This window comes from Nocardia sp. NPDC050712 (genome assembly GCF_040654295.1).
Classification (GTDB): domain Bacteria; phylum Actinomycetota; class Actinomycetes; order Mycobacteriales; family Mycobacteriaceae; genus Nocardia.
Genome location: NZ_JBFAHT010000002.1, coordinates 1,165,778 through 1,185,428, shown reverse-complemented (window position 1 = coordinate 1,185,428; position 19,651 = coordinate 1,165,778). Strand labels below are relative to the sequence as shown.

Annotated in this window: 20 protein-coding genes; 7 read left to right on the top strand and 13 right to left on the bottom strand. The window is 69.2% G+C overall.

The genetic code is table 11. The annotated features are described in order from the left end of the window. Nucleotides 1-12: 12 nt before the first annotated feature. Both AB0H76_RS16220 and AB0H76_RS16215 read right to left on the bottom strand, forming a co-directional pair. Complete coding sequence (locus AB0H76_RS16220; RefSeq protein ID WP_357323630.1) at nucleotides 13-1,188, bottom strand: acyl-CoA dehydrogenase family protein; 1,176 nt, start codon at nucleotides 1,186-1,188, stop codon at nucleotides 13-15. After that, the gene (locus AB0H76_RS16215; protein ID WP_357323627.1) at nucleotides 1,172-2,170 is read right to left on the bottom strand and encodes an acyl-CoA dehydrogenase family protein; all 999 of its coding nucleotides are present in this window, start codon (nucleotides 2,168-2,170) and stop codon (nucleotides 1,172-1,174) included. Before AB0H76_RS16215 ends, AB0H76_RS16220 begins: the two co-directional genes overlap by 17 nt. Before the next feature lie 173 nt (nucleotides 2,171-2,343). Between AB0H76_RS16215 and AB0H76_RS16210 the strand changes: the two genes are divergently transcribed. After that, nucleotides 2,344-3,000: a TetR/AcrR family transcriptional regulator gene (locus tag AB0H76_RS16210; protein ID WP_357323625.1), complete on the top strand. Its 657-nt coding sequence runs from the start codon at nucleotides 2,344-2,346 to the stop codon at nucleotides 2,998-3,000. A gap of 46 nt (nucleotides 3,001-3,046) precedes the next feature. Next, complete coding sequence (locus AB0H76_RS16205; protein ID WP_357323622.1) at nucleotides 3,047-3,898, top strand: acyl-CoA thioesterase domain-containing protein; 852 nt, start codon at nucleotides 3,047-3,049, stop codon at nucleotides 3,896-3,898. Nucleotides 3,899-3,993: 95 nt separating this feature from the next. On the opposite strand, the gene AB0H76_RS16200 is transcribed toward AB0H76_RS16205, so the two are convergent. From AB0H76_RS16200 to AB0H76_RS16190, 3 genes are read right to left on the bottom strand one after another with little or no spacing between them, the layout of a single operon-like run. Next, nucleotides 3,994-4,926: a GTP-binding protein gene (locus AB0H76_RS16200; protein ID WP_357326207.1), complete on the bottom strand. Its 933-nt coding sequence runs from the start codon at nucleotides 4,924-4,926 to the stop codon at nucleotides 3,994-3,996. A gap of 31 nt (nucleotides 4,927-4,957) precedes the next feature. Next, nucleotides 4,958-6,103 carry a thiolase family protein gene (locus AB0H76_RS16195; protein ID WP_357323619.1) on the bottom strand — a complete coding sequence of 382 codons (1,146 nt, stop codon included), beginning with the start codon at nucleotides 6,101-6,103 and terminating at the stop codon, nucleotides 4,958-4,960. Further along, a complete protein-coding gene (locus AB0H76_RS16190; RefSeq protein WP_357323617.1) occupies nucleotides 6,096-7,532 on the bottom strand; it encodes an AMP-binding protein in 1,437 nt (478 codons plus the stop codon). Before AB0H76_RS16190 ends, AB0H76_RS16195 begins: the two co-directional genes overlap by 8 nt. Nucleotides 7,533-7,584: 52 nt before the next feature. Here AB0H76_RS16190 and AB0H76_RS16185 point away from each other — a divergent pair, with 52 nt between their 5' ends. After that, on the top strand, nucleotides 7,585-8,349 hold the full coding sequence (locus tag AB0H76_RS16185) for an SDR family NAD(P)-dependent oxidoreductase (protein ID WP_357323614.1): 765 nt from the start codon (nucleotides 7,585-7,587) through the stop codon (nucleotides 8,347-8,349). Nucleotides 8,350-8,388: 39 nt separating this feature from the next. Here AB0H76_RS16185 and AB0H76_RS16180 read toward each other — a convergent pair whose 3' ends face one another. Genes AB0H76_RS16180 through AB0H76_RS16145 form a run of 8 tightly spaced genes read right to left on the bottom strand, consistent with a single transcriptional unit; the run spans nucleotide 8,389 to nucleotide 16,541 of the window. Beyond that, nucleotides 8,389-9,156 (bottom strand): enoyl-CoA hydratase/isomerase family protein, encoded by a 768-nt coding sequence (locus AB0H76_RS16180; RefSeq protein WP_357323611.1) that lies wholly within the window; start codon nucleotides 9,154-9,156, stop codon nucleotides 8,389-8,391. A 2-nt stretch (nucleotides 9,157-9,158) separates the two neighbouring features. Next, on the bottom strand, nucleotides 9,159-10,247 hold the full coding sequence (locus AB0H76_RS16175; RefSeq protein ID WP_357323608.1) for an acyl-CoA dehydrogenase family protein: 1,089 nt from the start codon (nucleotides 10,245-10,247) through the stop codon (nucleotides 9,159-9,161). Continuing rightward, a complete protein-coding gene (locus tag AB0H76_RS16170; RefSeq protein WP_357323605.1) occupies nucleotides 10,234-11,139 on the bottom strand; it encodes an acyl-CoA dehydrogenase family protein in 906 nt (301 codons plus the stop codon). The genes AB0H76_RS16175 and AB0H76_RS16170 overlap by 14 nt, the downstream gene beginning before the upstream one ends. Further along, nucleotides 11,117-12,520 (bottom strand): AMP-binding protein, encoded by a 1,404-nt coding sequence (locus tag AB0H76_RS16165; RefSeq protein ID WP_357323602.1) that lies wholly within the window; start codon nucleotides 12,518-12,520, stop codon nucleotides 11,117-11,119. The genes AB0H76_RS16170 and AB0H76_RS16165 overlap by 23 nt, the downstream gene beginning before the upstream one ends. Nucleotides 12,521-12,530: 10 nt before the next feature. Beyond that, nucleotides 12,531-13,589, bottom strand: a complete 1,059-nt coding sequence (locus AB0H76_RS16160) for a CoA transferase (protein WP_357323599.1) — start codon at nucleotides 13,587-13,589, stop codon at nucleotides 12,531-12,533. After that, the gene (locus AB0H76_RS16155) at nucleotides 13,586-14,542 is read right to left on the bottom strand and encodes a TIGR03564 family F420-dependent LLM class oxidoreductase (protein ID WP_357323598.1); all 957 of its coding nucleotides are present in this window, start codon (nucleotides 14,540-14,542) and stop codon (nucleotides 13,586-13,588) included. Before AB0H76_RS16155 ends, AB0H76_RS16160 begins: the two co-directional genes overlap by 4 nt. Then, nucleotides 14,542-14,964: a cobalamin B12-binding domain-containing protein gene (locus AB0H76_RS16150; RefSeq protein WP_357323594.1), complete on the bottom strand. Its 423-nt coding sequence runs from the start codon at nucleotides 14,962-14,964 to the stop codon at nucleotides 14,542-14,544. Before AB0H76_RS16150 ends, AB0H76_RS16155 begins: the two co-directional genes overlap by 1 nt. Continuing rightward, entirely contained in the window at nucleotides 14,964-16,541 is a 1,578-nt protein-coding gene (locus tag AB0H76_RS16145; protein ID WP_357323592.1) for a methylmalonyl-CoA mutase family protein, read from the bottom strand. Before AB0H76_RS16145 ends, AB0H76_RS16150 begins: the two co-directional genes overlap by 1 nt. Before the next feature lie 74 nt (nucleotides 16,542-16,615). On the opposite strand from AB0H76_RS16145, the gene AB0H76_RS16140 reads away from it, so the two are divergent. The 4 genes from AB0H76_RS16140 (at nucleotide 16,616) to AB0H76_RS16125 (ending at nucleotide 19,649) form a co-directional block, all read left to right on the top strand. Beyond that, entirely contained in the window at nucleotides 16,616-17,446 is an 831-nt protein-coding gene (locus AB0H76_RS16140; RefSeq protein ID WP_357323589.1) for an NAD(P)-dependent oxidoreductase, read from the top strand. An 86-nt stretch (nucleotides 17,447-17,532) separates the two neighbouring features. Further along, nucleotides 17,533-18,063 carry a carboxymuconolactone decarboxylase family protein gene (locus AB0H76_RS16135; RefSeq protein WP_357323586.1) on the top strand — a complete coding sequence of 177 codons (531 nt, stop codon included), beginning with the start codon at nucleotides 17,533-17,535 and terminating at the stop codon, nucleotides 18,061-18,063. Nucleotides 18,064-18,067: 4 nt separating this feature from the next. Beyond that, the gene (locus AB0H76_RS16130) at nucleotides 18,068-19,339 is read left to right on the top strand and encodes an aromatic ring-hydroxylating dioxygenase subunit alpha (protein ID WP_357323583.1); all 1,272 of its coding nucleotides are present in this window, start codon (nucleotides 18,068-18,070) and stop codon (nucleotides 19,337-19,339) included. Continuing rightward, nucleotides 19,320-19,649: a hypothetical protein gene (locus AB0H76_RS16125; RefSeq protein ID WP_357323580.1), complete on the top strand. Its 330-nt coding sequence runs from the start codon at nucleotides 19,320-19,322 to the stop codon at nucleotides 19,647-19,649. Before AB0H76_RS16130 ends, AB0H76_RS16125 begins: the two co-directional genes overlap by 20 nt. The last annotated feature ends 2 nt before the right edge of the window (nucleotides 19,650-19,651 follow it).

The window sequence follows — 19,651 nt, the reverse complement described above, 5'->3', positions numbered from 1 at the left end:
GTGGAACCCTTTTCAGCTTCTAGGAAGACCGAGCACACGCTCGGCGATGATGTTGCGTTGAATCTCGGAGGTGCCGCCGGCGATCGTTCCGGCGAAACTGCGCAGGTAGCGCTCGAACCAGCTGCTCGTGAAGTGCTCGATGCTCATCGGGGTGTAGGGCCCGGTCATGGCGGGATGGTGCAGACCTTCGGACCCGGCGGCGTTCAGCGCCGCCTCCGAGGCCGCCTGCACCGCCTCCGAACCCAGCAGTTTCAGCACCGAGAGCGCCGGAACATCTTGTTGTCCACGGGCTTCGCGGCCGAGCGCCGCCGAACCGAGCAGCCGCAGCGCCTGTAGATCCATCACGAGCGTCGCGAAGCGGTCCCGGTCCAGCTCGGTCCGGGGCCGGGAATCGGCCACCAGATCCTCGAGCCGATCGGCGAAACTGAGCCACAGCAGCGTGCGCTCGTGGCCGAGCGATCCGGTGGCGACCTGCCACCCGCCGTGCAGCGTGCCGACGAGGTTCGCCGCGGGCACCCGCACGTCCTCGAAGAAGACCTCGTTGAAGTCGAGATCGTCCGGGGCGCAGGCGGAGGCGAACGGACGCCGGGTCACACCCGGTGTGCCGGTCGGGATCAGCAGCACACTGATGCCCTTGTGTTTCGGCGCGTCCGGATCGGTGCGGACGAAGGTCAGCAGCACATCCGCGTGGTGCGCGCCGGAGGTCCAGACCTTCTGCCCGTTCACCACGAAATGCTCGCCGTCCAGGACGGCGCGGGTCCGCAGCGACGCCAGATCCGAGCCCGCCGAAGGCTCGCTCATCCCGAGTGCCGCGGTGAGCTCCGCGCGCAAAATCGGTGTGGCCCACTGCTTCTTCTGCTCCGGGGTGCCGAAGGTCAACAGCGAGGCGGCGATGATGCCGAGGCCCTGTGGATTGAAACTGTGATAGATCCGGCGCTTGGACAGCTCCTGGAGATGCGCGTACTGCTGAAGTAGCGAGGCGTTCCGGCCGCCGAACTCGGGTGGATTCCCCGGTAGCAGCCAGCCGTTGTCGAACAGCAGGCGCTGCCATTCGCGCGCCCAGCCCGGCACCTCCGCGCTGGAACGCGAACGCTGCGCGACAGTGGCCGGGTCCGGCAGGTGCTCGGCGAGAAAGGCGACGAATTCGGCGCGAAAGGCCTCGACGTCGGCCTCAAAGGTGAGTTGCACGGTACTCCTCGGCGATCAGCGCCCGGTGCACCGCCGCGCCGCCGAGCAGCAGCTCGCCGAACTTGGCCCGCTTGAGCGCGAACTGCACATCGTTTTCCCAGGTGAATCCCATGGCGCCGAACAACTGCACGCCATTGCGGAACACCAGCGACTGGCATTCCCCCGCCGCCGCCTTGGCCATGGCCGCGGCGATCTCACGCCCGGAATGGGCTTCGGCGATGGTCAGCGCCGCGTAATACGCCAGCGCGCGGGCTCGTTCGATGGCCACGTGCATGTCGGCCGCCTTGTGCTTGACCGCCTGGAACGCGCCGATCGGCACGCCGAACTGCTCGCGGGTACGCACATGCTCGAGCACCGCGTCGAGAATGCGCTGACAGGCTCCGACCACGGTCAGCGCCATTCCGGTCAGCGCCGGCGGGCGCGCGGCGGGCGCCGGGACGGGACCGCGATCCGCGTCGCCGACCCGGACGTTCTCGAAGCGCACCTCGGCCATGTGCACTACCGGATCGAAGATCTCGGTACGCGCCACCGTGACGGCCGCCGCAGGCACCACGAAGACGCCGGCGGCGGTGACCACGGCCAACCGCTCGGCGCGATCCCCGTCCAGCACCCGGCGGGCGATGCCGTCCAGGCGCCACTCGGTGCCCTCCCGGCGAGCGCGCACACCCTCGTAGACGGCCGCACCGGTTTCACCCGGGCGCGCGAATTCGGTTACCAGTGGCGCGAATTGACTCATGGTCGCCAGATACGGCGTGGGGTCGTTCGCCCGGCCCAGCTCCTCGAGGACGATGGCCAGCTCGACCGCGGAGGCCGGCTCGGCGAGCTCGGTCCACCCGTGCTCCACGTAGGCCTGCCACACCGGCGCCGGATCCGTGCCGTCGTCGACGACCGCGCGAACCACCGCCGGCGGGCACCTTTTCGCGACAATGTCGCGCACGGTCTCCTGCCACAACCGTTGATCCGAGTCGAACTCGAAGATCATCCCGGCCTCCCTCGCACTGCCTCGGCGCATCCTGCGGCGAGAATAGCATTCTCATTTCAGGAAAGTAAGAGTCTCAAGCGAGGAACGACACACGGACCTACGGATCAGAACAAGGCACGTTTCCGGTAAGGTGCAATCATGTTCTCCACACATGACGCAGGACCGGTCGCGCCGTGACCCTCCCGAACGACGAGCCGGCCTGGAAGCAGCGCGCCGTGGAGCGCTCGCTGCGCAGCGCGAAACTGCGCGCCGAGCAGCGGGTCCAGCGCTTCCTCGATGCCGCGCAAGCGATCATCACCGAGAAGGGCACCACCGACTTCACCGTCCAGGAGATCGTCGAGCGCTCCCGCCAGTCACTACGCAGCTTCTATCTGCAGTTCGACGGCAAACACGAACTGCTGCTGGCGCTGTTCGAGGACGCCCTGGTCCGCACCGCCGATCAGATCCGCGCCGCCGCGGCGGGCAAGAAGGATCCACTGGACCGGCTCCAGGTAGCGGTCGAGCTGCTCTTCGAGCTGTGCCGGCCGGACCCGACCGCGCAGCGGCCACTGTTCACCGATTTCGCGCCACGCCTGCTGGTTTCGCACCCGGCACAGGTCAAGGTCGCGCACGCGCCGCTGCTCGCGCTGTTCACCGAGCTGATGTCGGACGCGGCCGAGGCCGGCAAGCTACGCCAGAGCGTCGAGCCGAAGCGGATGGCGGCGATCGTCATGCAGACGGTCATGTTCACCGCGCAGTCCAGCGGCAGCACCGACGAGGAGACCATCCACCCGATCACCGCCGGTGAGGTGTGGGAATTCTGCTCGACCGGGTTCGCCGGCAGCAAGTAGCGAGAACGCTATTCTCATTCAATGAGAATTGTGATTACATCGGTCTATGCCCGACCTCTGGACCGATCTGCTCTCCTGCCTCGAGTTGCACCCGAGGTCCGCCGCGACGCGCGACGGCGATCCGAACCCCCGGGGGATGGATCGCCCGGGCAGCCTCGCCACCTTCGAGGGGCCCAACCAGCAGCTGGAATATCACCGCCTGTTCGGCGGGCAGTTGCTGGCCCAGGTGCTGCGCGCGGCCGACCTCGCCTGCCCCGACAAGGCGGTCAAGTCCGTGCACGTGCTGTTCGCGCGCGAAGGCAAGAGCGACGCGCCGGTCCGCTACATCGTGCAGATCCAGCACCGGGGACGTTCGTTCGCGACCCTCGCGATCACCGCGCGGCAGAAGGGTGACGTGATCGCCACCGCCGCGGTCTCCATGCACGCTGCCGAGGACGGGCCCGCACATCAGACCGTCGACCAGGTGCCCCCGGTCCTGGAACCCGAGCACCGCGTGCGGCTCGACCTCATCCCGTGGGAAACCCGCGCGGTCGGCGATCTCGACGCCGCGGCGGCGCACGCCCCCGACTACGACCTGTGGATGCGCACCCCGGAGGTCGGCCCGGAGTACGGCCAGGCGCTGATCGCCTACGCCACCGACCTCAATCTCATCGGCACCGCCCTGCGCCCGATGGAGGGTTTCGGCCAGCGCGGCAACGGCACCGCCTTCACCTCCGCCACGACCTCGCACACCGTCTGGTTCCACCGCCCCTTCCGCACCGACGACTGGCTGCTGATGCGGCATCACAGTCCGGTGCTCGCCCATGGGCGCTGCTTCGGGCGCGGTGATGTGCTCACCGCCGAGGGCACGCTGGTCGCCTCGTTCGCGCAGGAGGCGCTGCTCCGGTTTCGGCCTTGAGGTCGGAGTTGTCGCACTGGCGAGCGGTGATGTGTCACTTCCGGGCTCACACAGCGGCGGCAACAGCGGTGACGCGGCGACGAAACGCTTCCGAACTATTCAGTGGCGGCGGCAGCGGTTCCGCGGTGACCTATCGCTTCCCACTTATCCAGCGGCGGTATCAGCAGTTCCGCAGCGGTGTAGGGGTCTGCGTCGCCGGTGGCGACGGCGGCGGCCAGGCGATCCAGGCTCGGGTGTACGCGTAGGCGGGTTTGTGCGAGAGACAGGATTTGCGCTCGGGCACGGGCGGTGCGGCGGGCGGGGGTGTCGGTGCGGTGGTGGGCTTCGATGGCCTGGGCGAGCTCGGGCAGTCCGTCGCCACGGGCGGCACTCAGAGTAAGAATCAGCACGTCGGTTTCAGTGCGTAAGTCTCGGACGGTCTGATCGGCGCCCTCGCGGTCGGCCTTGTTCACCACGATCAGGTCCGCTACCTCGAGCAGGCCCGCCTTGGCGGCTTGAATAGCGTCGCCCGCGCCGGGATTCAGGATCACCAGCGTGGGGTCGGCGAGGGCGGCGATCTCGATTTCGGATTGGCCGACGCCGACCGTTTCCAGCAGCACCAGGTCGTAGGCCAGCGCCGCCAGCAGCTGGATGGCGGCGGGTACCGCCTCGGCGAGGCCGCCGAGGTGGCCGCGGGTGGCGACGGAGCGAATCAATACATCAGCGTCGTTGATGTGGGCGGCCATCCGGATGCGGTCGCCGAGTAGGGCGCCGCCGCTGTAGGGCGACGACGGGTCTACGGCCAGGACTGCCACTCGCAGTCCCTGTTGCCGGTAGACGCCGACCAGGGCGGCCACGGTGGTGGACTTGCCCGCGCCGGGTGGGCCGGTGAAGCCGATGACGCGCACCGATGCGGGCCCGACCAGCGCCAAAACCTCCGCGCGGCGCGGGCTTTCGACCAGGCTCAGCAGCCGTCCCACCGCGCGCACCGAGCCGGCGCGCGCAGCGGTCACCAGTTCGGCGACGCTCGCGGGTTCGGCGACGCTCATCGGTTTCACGCCGCTCATCGGTTCGCGGCGGTCACCGGGCCGGCACCTCGATCAGCGTCGCGGAACCCATGCCGCCGCCCGCGCACAGCGCCGTGATGCCCAGTCCCCCGCCGCGACGGCGCAATTCGTGCACCATGGTGACGATCATGCGGGCGCCGGTGGCCGCCACCGGGTGCCCCAGCGAGCAGCCGCTACCGTTCACGTTCACCCGGTCGGGATCGAGATCGAACTCCTTGATCATCGCGACCGGCACCGAGGTGAACGCCTCGTTGAACTCGAACAGATCGATATCGCCGATCGACACCCCGGCGCGGGCCAGCGTTTTGCGAATGGCCGCGATCGGGGCCAGCCCGGTCAGCGCCGGATCGACGGCCGAGGAGGCCCAGGACCGGATGGTGCCCAGCGCGGGCAGGCCGGCTGTGTCGCTGGCGATGACGAGCGCGGCCGCACCGTCGTTGGCGCCGGAGGCGTTGCCCGCGGTGATACTGAAGCCTTCGATCTCCGGATGCAGGGGCTTCAGCGACGCCAGCTTCTCGGCGCTGGTGGTGCGGCGCGGATGCTCGTCCACCGCGAAGCGCCCGTGCGGCGTATCGATGGGGATGATCTCGGCGTCGAACCGGCCCGTGTCGATGGCGGTGATCGCGTTGCGGTGGGTACGAAGCACCCAGTCGTCCAGCTCTTTCCGTGTCAGACCGTATTTCACCGCCGTGTTCCAGCCGACCGTGATCGACATGTCGTGATTGGGTGCGTCGGGGCGGGCGGGGTGCGACGGCGAGACCCACGGATCGGTCCATTCGTCCGCACCGGTCCGGAATCGCGCCTTGGGCGCGGTGGAATCGGAGTTCACGCCGCCCGCGATGATCACCTCGTCCATGCCCGCGCGGATCGAGGACGCCGCCGTCTGCACCGCCGCCATGCCCGCGGCGCAATGCCGGTTGTGGGCCAGGCCGGGGACGGTGTCGAGACCGGCGGTGACCGCCGCGTGCCGCGCCAGCACGCCGCCGCCGTAGCGGCCCTCGCCCAGGATCACGTCGTCGATCGGCCGCCCACCGGTGTGGGCGACGCTTGCCGCGACCACGTGGTGGGCCAGGGCGAACGCGTCGGTGTCGCGCAGTGTTCCCTTGCGGGCGGTGCCGATGGGGGTGCGCAGCGCGGAGACGATGACGGCTTCAGGCATGGGTATTCTCCAGTTCGGTGACCAGGTTGCGGCGCAACAGCTTTCCGGTTTCGGTCTTGGGTAGTTCGGGGCGGAACACGATGCTGTCGGGTGTCTTGGCCGACCGCAGCCGCGCCCGCACCCAGGCTTTGATCTCCTCCGGGTCGCCCGCGCCGACCAGGACCGCGACCAGCCGCTGTCCCCATTCCGGATCCGGCACGCCGATCACCGCGGCCTCGGTGATGCCCGGGTGCGCGAGCAGCACATCCTCGATCTCGGCGGGCGCGATGTTCTCGCCGCCGCGGATGATGGTGTCGTCGGCGCGGCCCTCGATGAACAGATAGCCCTGGTCGTCCAGGCGCCCCAGATCGCGGGTGGGAAACCAGCCTTCGGCGTCCAGCGCACTGCGGCCGCCGTACTCGCCGGAGATCTGCGCGCCGCGGGCGAAGACCAGTCCGGTCGTGCCCGGATCGGCGAGTTCGCCGGCCGCCGTGCGGATTTGGATCTCGATCCCGGGCAGCGGGCGGCCCACCGACCCGAGCCGATCACGCACGGCCGGATCCTCGGAGGCGAAGGCGGCACGGTGCTCGTCGGGCCCGAGGAGCGCGATGGAGGAGGCGGTTTCGGTCAGCCCGTAGGCGTTGACGAAGCCGGTGGCCGGGAAGACGCGCAGCGCCCGCTCCAGCACCGGCCGGGGTGTGCGGGACCCCCCGTAGGCCAGGCTGCGCAGACCGGGCGTCGCCGCGTCGGCGCCGGCCACGGCGTCGACGATCCGCGCCAGCATGGTCGGCACCAGCATGGCGTGGGTAACCCGCTCGGCCCGAACGGTATCGAGCCACTCCCGGGCGTCGAACGCCGTGAGGTAGACGATGCGGCGGCCGGTGTAGAGATTCGACAGCAGGTTCGTCAGGCCCGCGATGTGATAGGGCGGCACCGACACCAACGTCGCGTCCGAGGCGGCGGCGGAACCGAATTCGAGGGTGTTCAGCACGTAGGCCATCAGGTGCCGGTGCCGCAGCAGCGCCGCCTTGGGGGCGGAGGTGGTGCCGCTGGTGTAGATGATCACCGCGACGCTCTCGCCGTTCCAGTCGAGCTCGGGTAGCTCCGGATCAATCTGCCCCGCAGTGACTTCCAGCAAGTCGTCCAGGTCCTCGGCGCGCAAGACCAGCGCACCGGGATGGCGGTCCACCAGCGCGCCCAGCTGCTCCGCGCCCAGCCGGTAGTTGAGTGGGACGAACGGCACGCCGGCCAGCACCGATCCGAACAGGGCCACGGGGTAGGCGAGATGGTTCACCCCCAGGTACAGCACCGCGGAGTGACCGCGGAACCGGCCGGCCGCGCGCCGGGACAACGCGGAGAGCTCGGCGGCGGTCAACGACCGGCCCGCGGCCGTCGCGACCACCCGGTCACCGTCCGCGGACACCATATCGAGAATCATGTTGATGTTCATGAGAATGTTATTCTCTCCGAACGAGAGCGTTAATTGCAAGAGAGGACGCGAGATGCAGATCAAGGGAAACTCGGCCCTGGTGGTCGGCGGCACCGGCGGCTTGGGTGAGGCCACCGTGCGCCGGCTGCATGCCGCCGGGGCCGAGGTGGTGGTGGCCGACGTCGCCGATGACAAGGGCAAGGAGCTCGCGGCCGAACTCGGCATCCACTACGTCCACACCGACGCCACCAGCGAGGAATCGGTGAACGACGCCATCGCGGTGGCGGAATCACTGGCCCCGCTGCGGATTTCGGTCGACACCCACGGCGGCCCGGCCGCCGGTGGCCGGCTCGTCGGCAAGGACGGCGCACCGCTGCCGCTGGAGGGTTTTCGCACGACCGTCGAGTTCTATCTCACCGCGGTCTTCAACGTGCTGCGGCTGTCCGCCGCGGCCATCGCGAGAACCGACGCGCTGGAGGAGGGTTCGCGCGGCGTCATCGTCAATACCGCGTCCATCGCCGCCTACGAGGGCCAGATCGGGCAGCTGCCGTACGCCGCCGCGAAGGGCGGGGTGGTCGGCATGACACTGGTGGCGGCGCGGGATCTGTCGCCGCTGGGCATCCGCGTGGTGACCATCGCGCCGGGCACCTTCAATACCCCCGCCTACGGTAAAGCGGCCGCGCAGCTGGAAGAGCACTGGAGCAAACAGGTTCCGCACCCGCGCCGGATGGGCCGCTCGCCCGAATACGGCCAGCTGGTGCAGTCGATCGTCGAGAACGATTACCTCAACGGCGAAGTCATCCGCCTCGACGGCGCCCTGCGGTTTCCGCCGAAATGAGCCACGGTGGCCCCGGGAAGCCCGGGGCCACCGCTGGTTTCAGCTCTTCTTCGCGGCGAGCTGCTCGATGATCGCGTGGAAGTCCGGATGCTGGAAGGAGATCTCCTCGGCGGTGGTGGCGTAGTCGAGAGCCGCGAGGACCGCGCGTTCCAGATGCAGGTTCAGCAGCCGCTTGGTGCTCTCGACCGCCTGCTGCGGTAGCCCCAGAATGCGTTTGGCGCAGGCCAGCGCCTCCGAGAGCGGGTCGGCCACCACGTGATTGACCAGGCCCATCTCGCGGGCCCGCTCGGCTGGGATCCGGGCGCCGGTGAGGGCGTACTCCTTGGCGAGCAGCAGGCTGGTGTGCAGCGGCCAGGTCAGCGGGCCGCCGTCGGCCGCGACCAGACCAACCTGCACGTGTGGATCTTTCAGGTACGCGGTCTCGGCGATGTAGACGATGTCGCTCAGCGCCACCAGGCTGCAGCCCAGGCCGACCGCCGGGCCGTTGACGGCCGTCACGATCGGCACCCGGCAGCGCGCCATGCCGAGCACGATGTCACGGCCGTGCGCGACGGTCTTGGTGCGCAATCGCGGGTCCCGCGCCAGCTCGGCGAGATAGGCGAAGTCGCCGCCGGCCGAGAACGCGGTGCCGCTGCCGGTGAGCACCGCCGCGCGGGCGTCACGGTCCTCGGAGAGTTGCGGCCACAACTTCGCGAGGCCGGTGTGCAGCGCGTCGTTGACGGCATTGAGCGCATCGGGGCGGTTGAGGGTGATGACGCGAAGCGCGCCGTCGGCTTCGACGGTGATTTCGTCAGGCAGGTCGTACACGGTCAGACTTCCAATCCGAGAATTCGCGAGGCGATGATGTTCTTCTGAATCTGCGAGGTGCCGCCCATGACGGACTGCGCGCGGCTGTACAGGTAGGCCGCGAGCAGTTCCGGATCCCCGGTGCCGGTGACAGCCAGCGCGGCGTGCCCGACCGACTGCTCCACCCAGGTCATGAGCAGCTTGTCGAGCGAGCCCTCCGGGCCGTGCGAGACGCCGTCCAGCTGTTCGGACAGCCGCCGGCGCACGTGCAGGCGCAGCATCTCGGTCTCGACCGCCGCCCAGGCGAGTTCGGCGGGCGGCGGGCCGTCGACACGGGCAGCCAACTGCCGCACGAGTTTTCCGTAGCGGGCCGCGTAGCCCAGGGTGGCGGGCTCGCGTTCGTGGCCGACCACGGTCATGGCCAGCTTCCAGCCTTCGCCGGGCGCGCCGACCATCTGGTCGGCCGGAACCACGGCCCCATCGAACTCGACCTGCCCGAATTCCGTGGTGACACCGCTGATCATGCGCAGCGGCCGTTGCCGCACGCCCGGCTGCTTCATGGCGATGACGAATGCCGAAATGCCTTGGTGCCGGGGCGCGGCGGGGTCGGTGCGCGCCAGCAGCAGGCACCAGTCCGCCACATCGGAATAGCTGGTCCAGATCTTGTGCCCGTGGATGAGGTAGTGGTCGCCGTGCCGGGTGGCGGTGGTACGCAGCGAGGCCAGGTCCGAACCGGCGCCGGGCTCGCTGAAGCCCTGGCACCAGCGTTCGCTGCCGTTGATCATGCCCGGCAGGAAGCGCCGCTGGATCTCGGTGCTGCCGTGCCGGCCCAGCCCGCTCACCAGATAGCCGAGGCTGGGTCGCGGCGGCGCGCCCGCGGCGGTCAGTTCCTCGTCGAGAATGACGTCGTACACCGGCGGCAGTGCCTGCCCGCCGATATCTTCCGGCCAGGACAACCCGAAGAAACCGGCTTCGAACAGGGCGCGATGCCACTCCCCCTGCCTGGCCCAGTACTCGTCACCGGAGGTGGGGAACTGCCCCGCCACCGCGGCGAGCCATTCCCGCAGCCGGGTCCGGAACGCGGCCTCCGGCGGCGAATCACGAAAGTCCACAGTCGATTTCCTCCAGTCGGACGGGGAACAGTTCGGTCGAGACCAGGGCCCGCCGCAGGTAGACGTGCGCGAGGCAGTCCCAGGTGTTGCCGATGCCGCCGTGCACCTGGATCGCGGTCTCGCAGACCGTGCGCGCGGCGCGGGCGCAGTACACCTTGGCGATTCGGGCGGCGCCCACCGCCGCGTCGGGGGTGAGTTCGTCCACGGCCCAGGCGGCATGGCGCAGCACGCTGATCGAACCCTCGATGAGCGCCAGCCCCTCGGCGAGCAGATGCGCCACCGCCTGGTAGGAGCCGATCGTATGGCCGTACTGCTCACGCACTTTCGCGTATTCCGTGGCCAGCCGGTGCGCGCCGCGCGCGGTGCCGACCAGGTCGGCGGTCGTGGCGACCAGGGCCAGTGCGTGCCAGCGCGCGGCCTGTTCGGCCGACAGGACGCCGAGGGGGCGCAACGGCGCCCGGATCTCGGCGTCCAGGCGGGTCGGATCGGCGCCATCCAGGGCGGGGCCGACCTCGCCGGCCAGTAAGCCGAGCCCGTCGAAGACCAGCACGCCGTCGCAGTCGCGGGCGTCCACGGCCCGCTCGCCCACCGCGATGGTCCAGTGCCGTGCGCTGTCGAGGCCGTGCGCGCGCAGGTCGTCGGCGAGCACCGGGCCCAGGAACGGCACATCGACCAGACCCCGGCCGAATTCCGCTGCCACGAGGGCGATCTCGACGCCGGAGGCGCCGTCGGAGCGGAGCGAGCGCCAGCCCGCCGTGTCGACGGCCTTCGCCAGCCGGGCGATCCGTGCACTGTCGGCGAGATCCGCGACCGACCCGGGGCCGAGATCGTCGGCCAGTTTGGCGGCGGCGTCGCGCAGCTGGCGCTGCTCACTCGTCAGACGTACGTCCATATTGCTCCTTCAGAACCCGGCGCAGAACCTTGCCGGAGGGCAGACGGGGAATCCGCGGCACGAACACCACGCGTCGCGGCCGCTTGTAGGAGGCCAGCCAGGCGCCGACGTGGGCGCTGAGCTCGCCGGGCTCGACCGGCTCCGAGGCCTGGACAGCGGCGACGATCGCCTCGCCGTCGGCGGTATCGGGTACCCCGAACACCGCGCAGTCGGCCACGGCCGGGTGCGCGTGCAGCACGGCCTCCACCTCGGCGGGGGCGACCTGGAAGCCGCGTACCTTGATCATTTCCTTGAGCCGGTCGGTGAGCCGCAGCCACCCGCCGGTGTCGATCGCACCGATATCGCCGGTGCGATACCAGCTCTCGCTGCGCGCCGCGGCGGTCGCGGAGTCCGGCAGGTACCCGGCCATCAGCGCCGGCGAGCGCGCCTGGATCTCCCCGATCCCGCCCGGCCCCAGCACTTCTCCGGTCTCCGGCGACACCACCCGCAGCCGCACTCCGCGCACCGGACGGCCGACGCTGTCCAGGCACGCGCGCCCGATCGGCGCGCAGGCGATGACGGGCAGCTCACTGGTCCCGTAGGCGGGCAGCCAGCCGACACCGGTCCGGCGGGTGACGGCCTCGGCGACGCTCGCCGAGACCGGCGTCGCACCCCACATGATGTAGCGCAGCGAGGACAGATCGTAGGACTCCAGATCCGGATGCGCGGCCAGCGCGAGCGCGATCGGCGCGACCGCCATTTCCACGGTGATGCGGTCTTTTTCGATGTGACGCAGCATCAGCTCCAGATCGAACCGCCGATGCAGGCGCAGCCAGGCCCCGGTCCGCAGCGCCAGCAGAATATTGAGCAACCCCAGAATGTGGGAGGGCGGAGTGAGCACCTGGATGCGGTCCTGTGCGGTGAAGCGCAGCGCGCTACGCCACTGCTCGACGGCCGCGGCCAGCGACGCGTGCGTGTGCCGCACGGCTTTCGGCAAACCGGTTGTGCCGGAGCTGAACACCAGAACCGCGTCGGCGCCGGGTTCGGGGGCCGGATAGACCCCGGCGGCGGGTGCGATGGGGTCGTCCAGGGACAGCATCGGCATCAGCCCGGCCAGGACCGGGTGATCTCCGAGGGCGTGCGCGGGCCGCGTGATCGCCAGCGCGTGCTCGACCTCGGCCTGCTTCCAGGCCGGACTGAGCAGCACGACCGCCGCCCCGAGCCGCCAGACCGCGTGCACTGCGATCACGAATTCCGGCCGGTTCGAGGACATCAGCGCGACGCGGTCCCCGCCGCGCACCCCACGCTCGCGCAGGGCGGCGGCGAGTCCACCGGCGAGGCCCTCGAGGTGGGGCAGCGTGAATTCGCGCTCCTCGAAAGCGAGCGCTACCGCGTCGGTCATCTCCGGGCCTTCATGTCCCGGCCCTGCTCGACGGCCGATCACCGTGCTCACCCAGCTGTGGCGGTGGTCCGTACCGCGGCCGATAGCCGCCGATCCGAATGGGACTGCCGATCAACCGGTGCCGACCCGCCGTTACGGCGACGTCGGCGGCAGCCTCCAGCGCTTCCGGCAGCGTGCGCACCGCCGCGGCCGGAACACCCAGCGGGCGCAGCCGCTGCTCCCACCCGTCCGCGGTGTCATCGGCCAACGCCGTGGTGACAGCCTCGAGGATGTCGGCACGCCGGGCGACCCGTTCAGCCATCGTCGTGAAACCCTTGATCCCGGCCTCCCCCGCGAAGGACTTCCAAAAACCGTCGTGCGTGATGAACAGCGCCAGATAGCCGTCGGCCGTCGGAAATAATTGCGCCGGCACGTAATACGAATGCGCGCCGAACGGCCTGCGCTGCGGCTCGGTGCCGGTGTTCAGGTACGCCGCAGCGTGATAGTTCAGCTGCGAGAGCATTACATCGCGCAGCGACACCTCCACCTGGCCGCCCCGGCCGGACACGATCTGGGCCAGCAGGCCGAGCGCGGCTGTCAGGCCGGTGGAGTTGTCGGCGGCCGAGTATCCCGGCAGGGTCGGCGGGCCGGTCGGATCACCGGTCAATGCCGCGACGCCGGTCGCCGCTTGGATGATGTAGTCGAAGGCGGGATGATCGCCGGCGTCCAGGCCGAAACCGGTGACGGCGACGCAGACCAGGCGCTCGTTCCAGCGCCGCAGCGCCGCATAGGTAAGCCCGAGCCGGTTGATCGCTGACGGTTTCAAATTCACCAGCAGCGCATGGGATTCCGCTGCCAGCTCGCCCAGGCGTTGCTGGCCCGACGCGTCGTTCAGGTCCAAGCAGACGCTGCGTTTGCCGCGGTTCAGGCTGGCAAAATAAGTATCCCCGACCTGGCGGGAGATGTCGCCCGCCGGTGGTTCGATCTTGATGACCTCCGCACCCAGGTCGGCCAGCAGCAGCGTGGCATACGGCCCGGCCAGCATGGTGCCGACCTCGAGCACGCGGATACCGGCCAGGGGCGCGGTCACCGCAGGTCCTGGGCCAGCGTGGCGATCATCTCGCGGGTGCGCCGCTTGGAGGCGACGAGTTCGTCGCGATCGGCGCCCAGCGGGAGCAACCGGATCGAGAGATCGGTGGCGCCGGCGGCCGCGTAGCGGCGCAGGCCGGCCGCGATGGCCTCCTCGTCGCCCGCGATGCAGAGATCTCCGATATCGCGGGCGGCGCCCTGTTCGAGCAGCCGCTGATAGTTCGGCGATACCTCGGCCTCACCCAGGATGCGGTTGGCGCGGGCGCGGGCCTCGTCGACCTCGGCTGGGCGGCACAGGCATACGGGCAGTCCGGCGACGATGCGCGGCGCGGGCCGCCCGGCCGCCGCGGCCGCCGCGCTGATCTTGGGGACGACATGATCGGCGATCGCACGCTCGTCGGCCATCCACAGGATGGTCCCGTCGGCGTGCGCCCCGGCAAGACGCAGCATGACCGGACCGAGAGCCGCGACAAGCAGCGGCAGCGGTTCCACCGCTCCCAGGTCCAGCGGATTACGGACGGTGAACGAGGCGTTGTCGACCTCGACCGCACCGGGGCCGGCCAAGCCAGCGTTCAGCACCTCGAGATAGTCGCGGGTGTAGGCGGCGGGCCGATCGTAGGGCAACCCGAGCATGTCCCGCACGATCCAGTGATGTGACGGCCCCACGCCCAGCGCGAGCCGGCCACCGGCCGCCGCGTGCGCGGACAAGGCCTGCCGGGCCAGCGCTATCGGGTGCTGGGCCTGCAACGGCACCACGGCCGTGCCCAATTCGATGCGGCTGGTCCGAGTTCCCATCAGCGCCACGGTGATCAAGGCGTCGAAGTCGGTGGGCAGCTGCGGGATCCAGGCGGTGTCCAACCCCGCCGACTCGGCCCATTCGATATCGGCCAGCATGCGGGCGAGCTTGCGCGCGGAATCGCCCTTCTCCGGACCGATCATTACCCCGATGCGCACTATTCCTCCACTGTCTGTCCGGCTCCGGGGGCGGTGGCCCCGGTCAGCGCTCGTATGTCGGTGACCAAAACGTCCAGGGGGGTGCCGGTCGGAAACACCGCTGCCGCACCGGCTTCGAGCAGTTTGGGCACATCGCCGCCCGGGATGGTGCCGCCGACGACCACGGCGATGTCACCCGCGCCGGCCGCGCGCAGCGCGGCCACCACCCGGCTGGTCAGGGCGACGTGCGCGCCGGACAGGATGCTGAGCCCCACGACCGCGACGTCCTCTTGCAGCGCGATCGACACGATGTCCTCGATGCGCTGGCGGATGCCGGTGTAGATCACCTCGAACCCGGCGTCGCGCAGGGTGCGGGCCACGATCTTGGCGCCGCGATCGTGGCCGTCCAGACCGGGTTTGGCGACCAGTACGCGCGCGGTCATCAGAACACCACCGGCTGCTGGAATTCGCCCCAGACATCCTTGAGCGCGGTGGTCATCTCGCCGACCGTGCAGTAGGCGTTGACGCAGTCGATGAGCCTGGGCATCAGGTTCTCGGTTCCTTCCGCGGCACGCGACAGGGTGGCCAGGGTGGCGCGCACGGCGGCGGGGTCGCGTTCGGCCTTCACCCGGGCCAGCCGCTTCAGTTGCAGATCCCGGCCCTCGGCGTCCAATTCGTAGGTGGAGATCTCCGGTGCGGGCTCCTCGGACACGAAGCGGTTCACCCCGACGACCGGACGCTCACCACGCTCGACCTCCTGGTGCAGCTGGTAGGCGGCGTCGGCGATCATGCCCTGCAGATAACCGTCCTCGATCGAACGGACCATGCCGCCGTGGTTTTCCAGGTCGGTCATGATCTCGATGATGCGTTCCTCGGTCGCGTCGGTGAGCGCCTCAACGAAGTAGGAGCCGCCCAGCGGGTCCGCCACCCGGGTGACCCCGGTTTCGTAAGCGAGGATCTGCTGGGTGCGCAGCGCCATGGTGGCCGACTCCTCGCTGGGCAGCGCGAACGGCTCGTCCCACGCGGCGGTGAACATCGACTGCACCCCGCCCAGCACCGCGGCCATCGCCTCGTAGGCCACCCGCACCTGATTGTTCTGCGCCTGCGGGGCATACAGCGACGCGCCGCCGGCCACGCAGCCGAAGCGGAACATCGAGGCCTTGTCGGCCTGCGCGCCATAGCGTTCGCGCACGAGGGTGGCCCAGCGCCGCCGGCCCGCCCGGTATTTGGCGATCTCCTCGAAGAAGTCGCCGTGGGTGTAGAAGAAGAACGAGATCTGCGGCGCGAACTGGTCGATGCTCATGCGCCCGCGTTCGACGACGGTGTCGCAATAGGTCACGCCGTCGGCGAGGGTGAAGGCCATCTCCTGCACCGCGCTCGCGCCCGCGTCGCGAAAGTGCGCGCCCGCCACCGAGATCGCGTTGAAGCGCGGTACCTCGGCGGCGCAGAACTCGATGGTGTCGGCGATCAGGCGCAGCGACGGCTCCGGGGGCCAGATCCAGGTGCCCCGCGAGGCGTATTCCTTGAGGATGTCGTTCTGGATGGTGCCGGTGAGCTTCGCCCGCGGCACCCCCTGCTGCTCCGCCGCGGCGACGTACATGGCCAGCAGGATCGCGGCCGTGCCGTTGATGGTGAAGCTGGTGCTGATCTTGTCCAGCGGAATGCCGTCGAACAGGATCTCCGCGTCGGCCAGGGTGTCCACGGCGACGCCGACCCGGCCCACCTCCTCCCCCACCTCGGGATCGTCGGAGTCGTAACCACATTGGGTCGGCAGGTCCAGCGCCACCGACAGACCGGTGCCGCCCTGCTCGAGCAGATACCGGTAGCGGCGGTTGGACTCCTCGGCCGTCCCGAACCCCGAGTACTGGCGGAAGGTCCACAGCCGGCCGCGATAGCCGGAGGAGAAGTTGCCGCGCGTGAAGGGAAACACGCCCGGCGCGGGCGGGTCGGCACGCCGGTCGTCCGGTCCGTAGACCGGCCGCAGCGGGATGCCGGAGGCGGTGGTGACATGGTCGTTCATTGATGAATACGGTACTTGCAGAAATGGAGAATGCCAATACCATCAAGCGCAAACGGACCGGCCAGAGGAGCGAAATGACCAGTCAGCAGCAACGTTTCACCGACCGCACGATGGTCATCTCCGGCGGCAGCCGGGGTATCGGGCTGGCCATCGCACGCGCGGTGGCCCAGCAGGGCGCCAATGTGGTGGTCCTGGCCAAGACCGCCGAGCCGCACCCGCGACTCCCGGGCACGGTGCACACGGCGGTCGCCGAGCTCGAAGCCGCGGGCGGTAAGGCGGTCGCGGTCGTCGGCGACGTGCGCAACGAGGCCGACGTGCGGCGCGCGGTCGAGGTCGGCGTCGATCGGTTCGGCGGCATCGATTTCTGCGTGCACAACGCCGGCGCCATCGCCACCACGCCCACCGCGGAGTTGCCGGTGAAACGGTTCGACCTCATGCAGGAGATCAACATTCGCGGCCCGTTCCTGCTGACCCAGGCCTGCTTGCCGCATCTGCGCCGGTCGGAGAATCCACACGTGCTCAGCGTGTCTCCGCCGCTGAACCCGAGTCCGCGCTGGCTGGGCGCGCATCCGGCTTACACCCAGTCCAAGTACGGCATGACCCTGCTGGCACTGGGCTGGGCCGCCGAGTTCGCCGCCGACGGCATCGCCGTGAACTGCCTGTGGCCGCAGACCTACATCGCCACCTCCGCCGTGGCCAACCTGCCCGACGGCCCGACGCTGCTCGACTCCGCCCGCGACCCCCGGATCATGGGCGACGCGGCGGCCGAAATCCTGTCCCGCCCCGCGCGGGACAGCACCGGCAGCTGCCACATCGATGCCCACGTTCTGCTCGAATCCGGCGTGCGGGACCTGGCCGGCTACGGCGGCGGCGACCATCCGATCCCGGACATGTTCCTCGACTGACCCGCTGCGCGTTGACTATTTTTCACCGGCGTGGAAACCTGTTATCCAGTTTAGGAGAATCCCATTCTCACGACAGGAGGATACCGATGCGCCTGCCGCCCTTGCCGGCCGAGAGCTGGGACGACGACACCCGCGCCGCGTTCCGGGCGCTGCTGCCCGCCGCGCGCCGCAACCCCGAGGGCGCGGGCCCCGCGATGTCGGTGCTGGCCAACCACCCGGAGCTGACCGAGGCGTTTCTGGGCTTCAGCGTCTACCTGCTGTTCCGCTCCAGCCTGCCGCCGCGGGTTCGCGAACTGGCGATCCTGCGCGTCGCGCACCGGACCGACTGCGCCTACGAGTGGCAGCACCACACCGGGTTCGCGGCAACCGCGGGATTGTCCGAAGCCGACATCGCCGCCGTCCAGAACGGCGCCACGGCCACGGAATTCGATCAGGCCGTACTCGACGCGGCGGACGAGTTACTGGACGAATCCACGCTCTCCGACCAGACCTGGGCGGCCCTGAGCGACCAGCTCAGCGACCGGCAGCGCATGGACCTGGTCTTCACCGTCGGCGGCTACAGCCTGCTGGCCATGGCATTCAACACCTTCGGCGTCATGCCCGAACACGAAAGGTAACCCGGTGGCCCATTTCACCAAACCCGAAGCGGGTAGCTGGACCGAGCAGTATCCACAGCTCGGCACCGGCCCCGTCGACTACACCGACTCCATCGATCCGGCCTTCTACGAGGACGAGCGCAACGCCATCTTCAAGAAGAGCTGGCTCAATGTCGGCCGCGTCGAACGGCTGCCGCGCGTCGGCAGCTACTTCACCCGCGAATTGGCTTGTGTAGGCACCTCGCTCATCATCTCGCGCGGCGCCGATCAGCAGATCCGCGCCTTCCACAACATCTGCCGCCATCGCGGCAACAAGCTGGTGTGGAGCGACTTCCCGAACGAGGAGACGGCGGGGTCCTGCCGCCAGTTCACCTGCAAGTACCACGCCTGGCGCTACAGCCTGGAAGGCGATCTCACCTTCGTGCAGCAGGAGAAGGAGTTCTTCGATCTCGACAAGAAGGACTACGGGCTCAAGACCGCGCGCTGCGAGGTATGGGAAGGGTTCATCTTCGTCAACCTCGACCCGGAGGCCAAGCCGCTCGCCGAGTATCTCGGGCCGATGCTCAAAGGCATCGAGGGTTATCCGTTCCACGAGATGACCGAGGTCTACACCTACAAGTCCGAGATCGGCAGCAACTGGAAGCTGTTCATCGACGCCTTCGCCGAGTTCTATCACGCGCCGATCCTGCATATGAAGCAGGCGACCAAGGACGAGGCCGACAAACTGGCCGGCTACGGCTACGAGGCGCTTCATTACGAGCTCTCCTCCCCGCATTCGATGATCTCCTCCTGGGGCGGCATGGCTCCGCCCAAGGACCTGAACATGGTCAAGCCGATCGAGCGGGTCCTGCGCAGCGGACTGTTCGGTCCGTGGGACCGCCCCGACATCGACGGTCTCGACGAGCTGCCACCCGGCCTCAACCCCGCCCAGCACCGAGCCTGGGGCGTGGACGAATTCGAGATCTTCCCGAACTTCTCGCTGCTGTTCTGGGCGCCGGGCTGGTACCTCACCTACCACTACTGGCCGACCGCGGTGAACAAGCACATCTTCGAGGCGAACCTCTATTTCGCGCCACCGAAGAACGCCCGCGATCGCATGGCCCAGGAACTGGCCGCGGTGACCTTCAAGGAATACGCGCTTCAGGACGCCAACACGCTGGAAGCCACCCAGACGATGCTCGAGACCCGCACCGTCTCGGAATTCCCGCTCAACGACCAGGAAATCCTGCTGCGGCACCTGCACGTGACCGCCCAGAACAAAGTCAAGGAGTACCGAGATGCCGCTACTGCCCGCTGAATTCGCCGATCTGGAGCCGTTCGCGGCCGAGTGGTGCCTGCCCACCGAGGCCGAACGCTATGCCCGGCGGCTGGCCTCGACGATGCCGCAGATGCAGGAGTTCTACGACGCCGCGTTCGCCCGCCTCGAAGCCGCGCTGGACTACTGCGACAAGCAGGACTGGCCGGACCTGCCCGAGGATGCCCGCGCGCTCTTCCATCTCATGCAGTCGCTGGTGATGGTCTCGTTCCCGGTCGAGGTGTGGAAACAGCCACGCGTGCCCGACAGCGGCGCGGCCTGGGCCGAGCTGATCAACGAGCCGGTGGTCTGACC

Coding starts and splice junctions, on each gene's coding strand:
- AB0H76_RS16135 (WP_357323586.1), top strand. CDS start 17,533: ATGCGCCTGCCGCCCTTGCCGGCCGAGAGCTGGGACGACGACACCCGC.
- AB0H76_RS16165 (WP_357323602.1), bottom strand. CDS start 12,520: ATGACCGACGCGGTAGCGCTCGCTTTCGAGGAGCGCGAATTCACGCTG.
- AB0H76_RS16190 (WP_357323617.1), bottom strand. CDS start 7,532: ATGAACATCAACATGATTCTCGATATGGTGTCCGCGGACGGTGACCGG.
- AB0H76_RS16150 (WP_357323594.1), bottom strand. CDS start 14,964: ATGACCGCGCGCGTACTGGTCGCCAAACCCGGTCTGGACGGCCACGAT.
- AB0H76_RS16195 (WP_357323619.1), bottom strand. CDS start 6,103: ATGCCTGAAGCCGTCATCGTCTCCGCGCTGCGCACCCCCATCGGCACC.
- AB0H76_RS16125 (WP_357323580.1), top strand. CDS start 19,320: ATGCCGCTACTGCCCGCTGAATTCGCCGATCTGGAGCCGTTCGCGGCC.
- AB0H76_RS16170 (WP_357323605.1), bottom strand. CDS start 11,139: ATGGACGTACGTCTGACGAGTGAGCAGCGCCAGCTGCGCGACGCCGCC.
- AB0H76_RS16185 (WP_357323614.1), top strand. CDS start 7,585: ATGCAGATCAAGGGAAACTCGGCCCTGGTGGTCGGCGGCACCGGCGGC.
- AB0H76_RS16145 (WP_357323592.1), bottom strand. CDS start 16,541: ATGAACGACCATGTCACCACCGCCTCCGGCATCCCGCTGCGGCCGGTC.
- AB0H76_RS16140 (WP_357323589.1), top strand. CDS start 16,616: ATGACCAGTCAGCAGCAACGTTTCACCGACCGCACGATGGTCATCTCC.
- AB0H76_RS16200 (WP_357326207.1), bottom strand. CDS start 4,926: ATGAGCGTCGCCGAACCCGCGAGCGTCGCCGAACTGGTGACCGCTGCG.
- AB0H76_RS16215 (WP_357323627.1), bottom strand. CDS start 2,170: ATGATCTTCGAGTTCGACTCGGATCAACGGTTGTGGCAGGAGACCGTG.
- AB0H76_RS16205 (WP_357323622.1), top strand. CDS start 3,047: ATGCCCGACCTCTGGACCGATCTGCTCTCCTGCCTCGAGTTGCACCCG.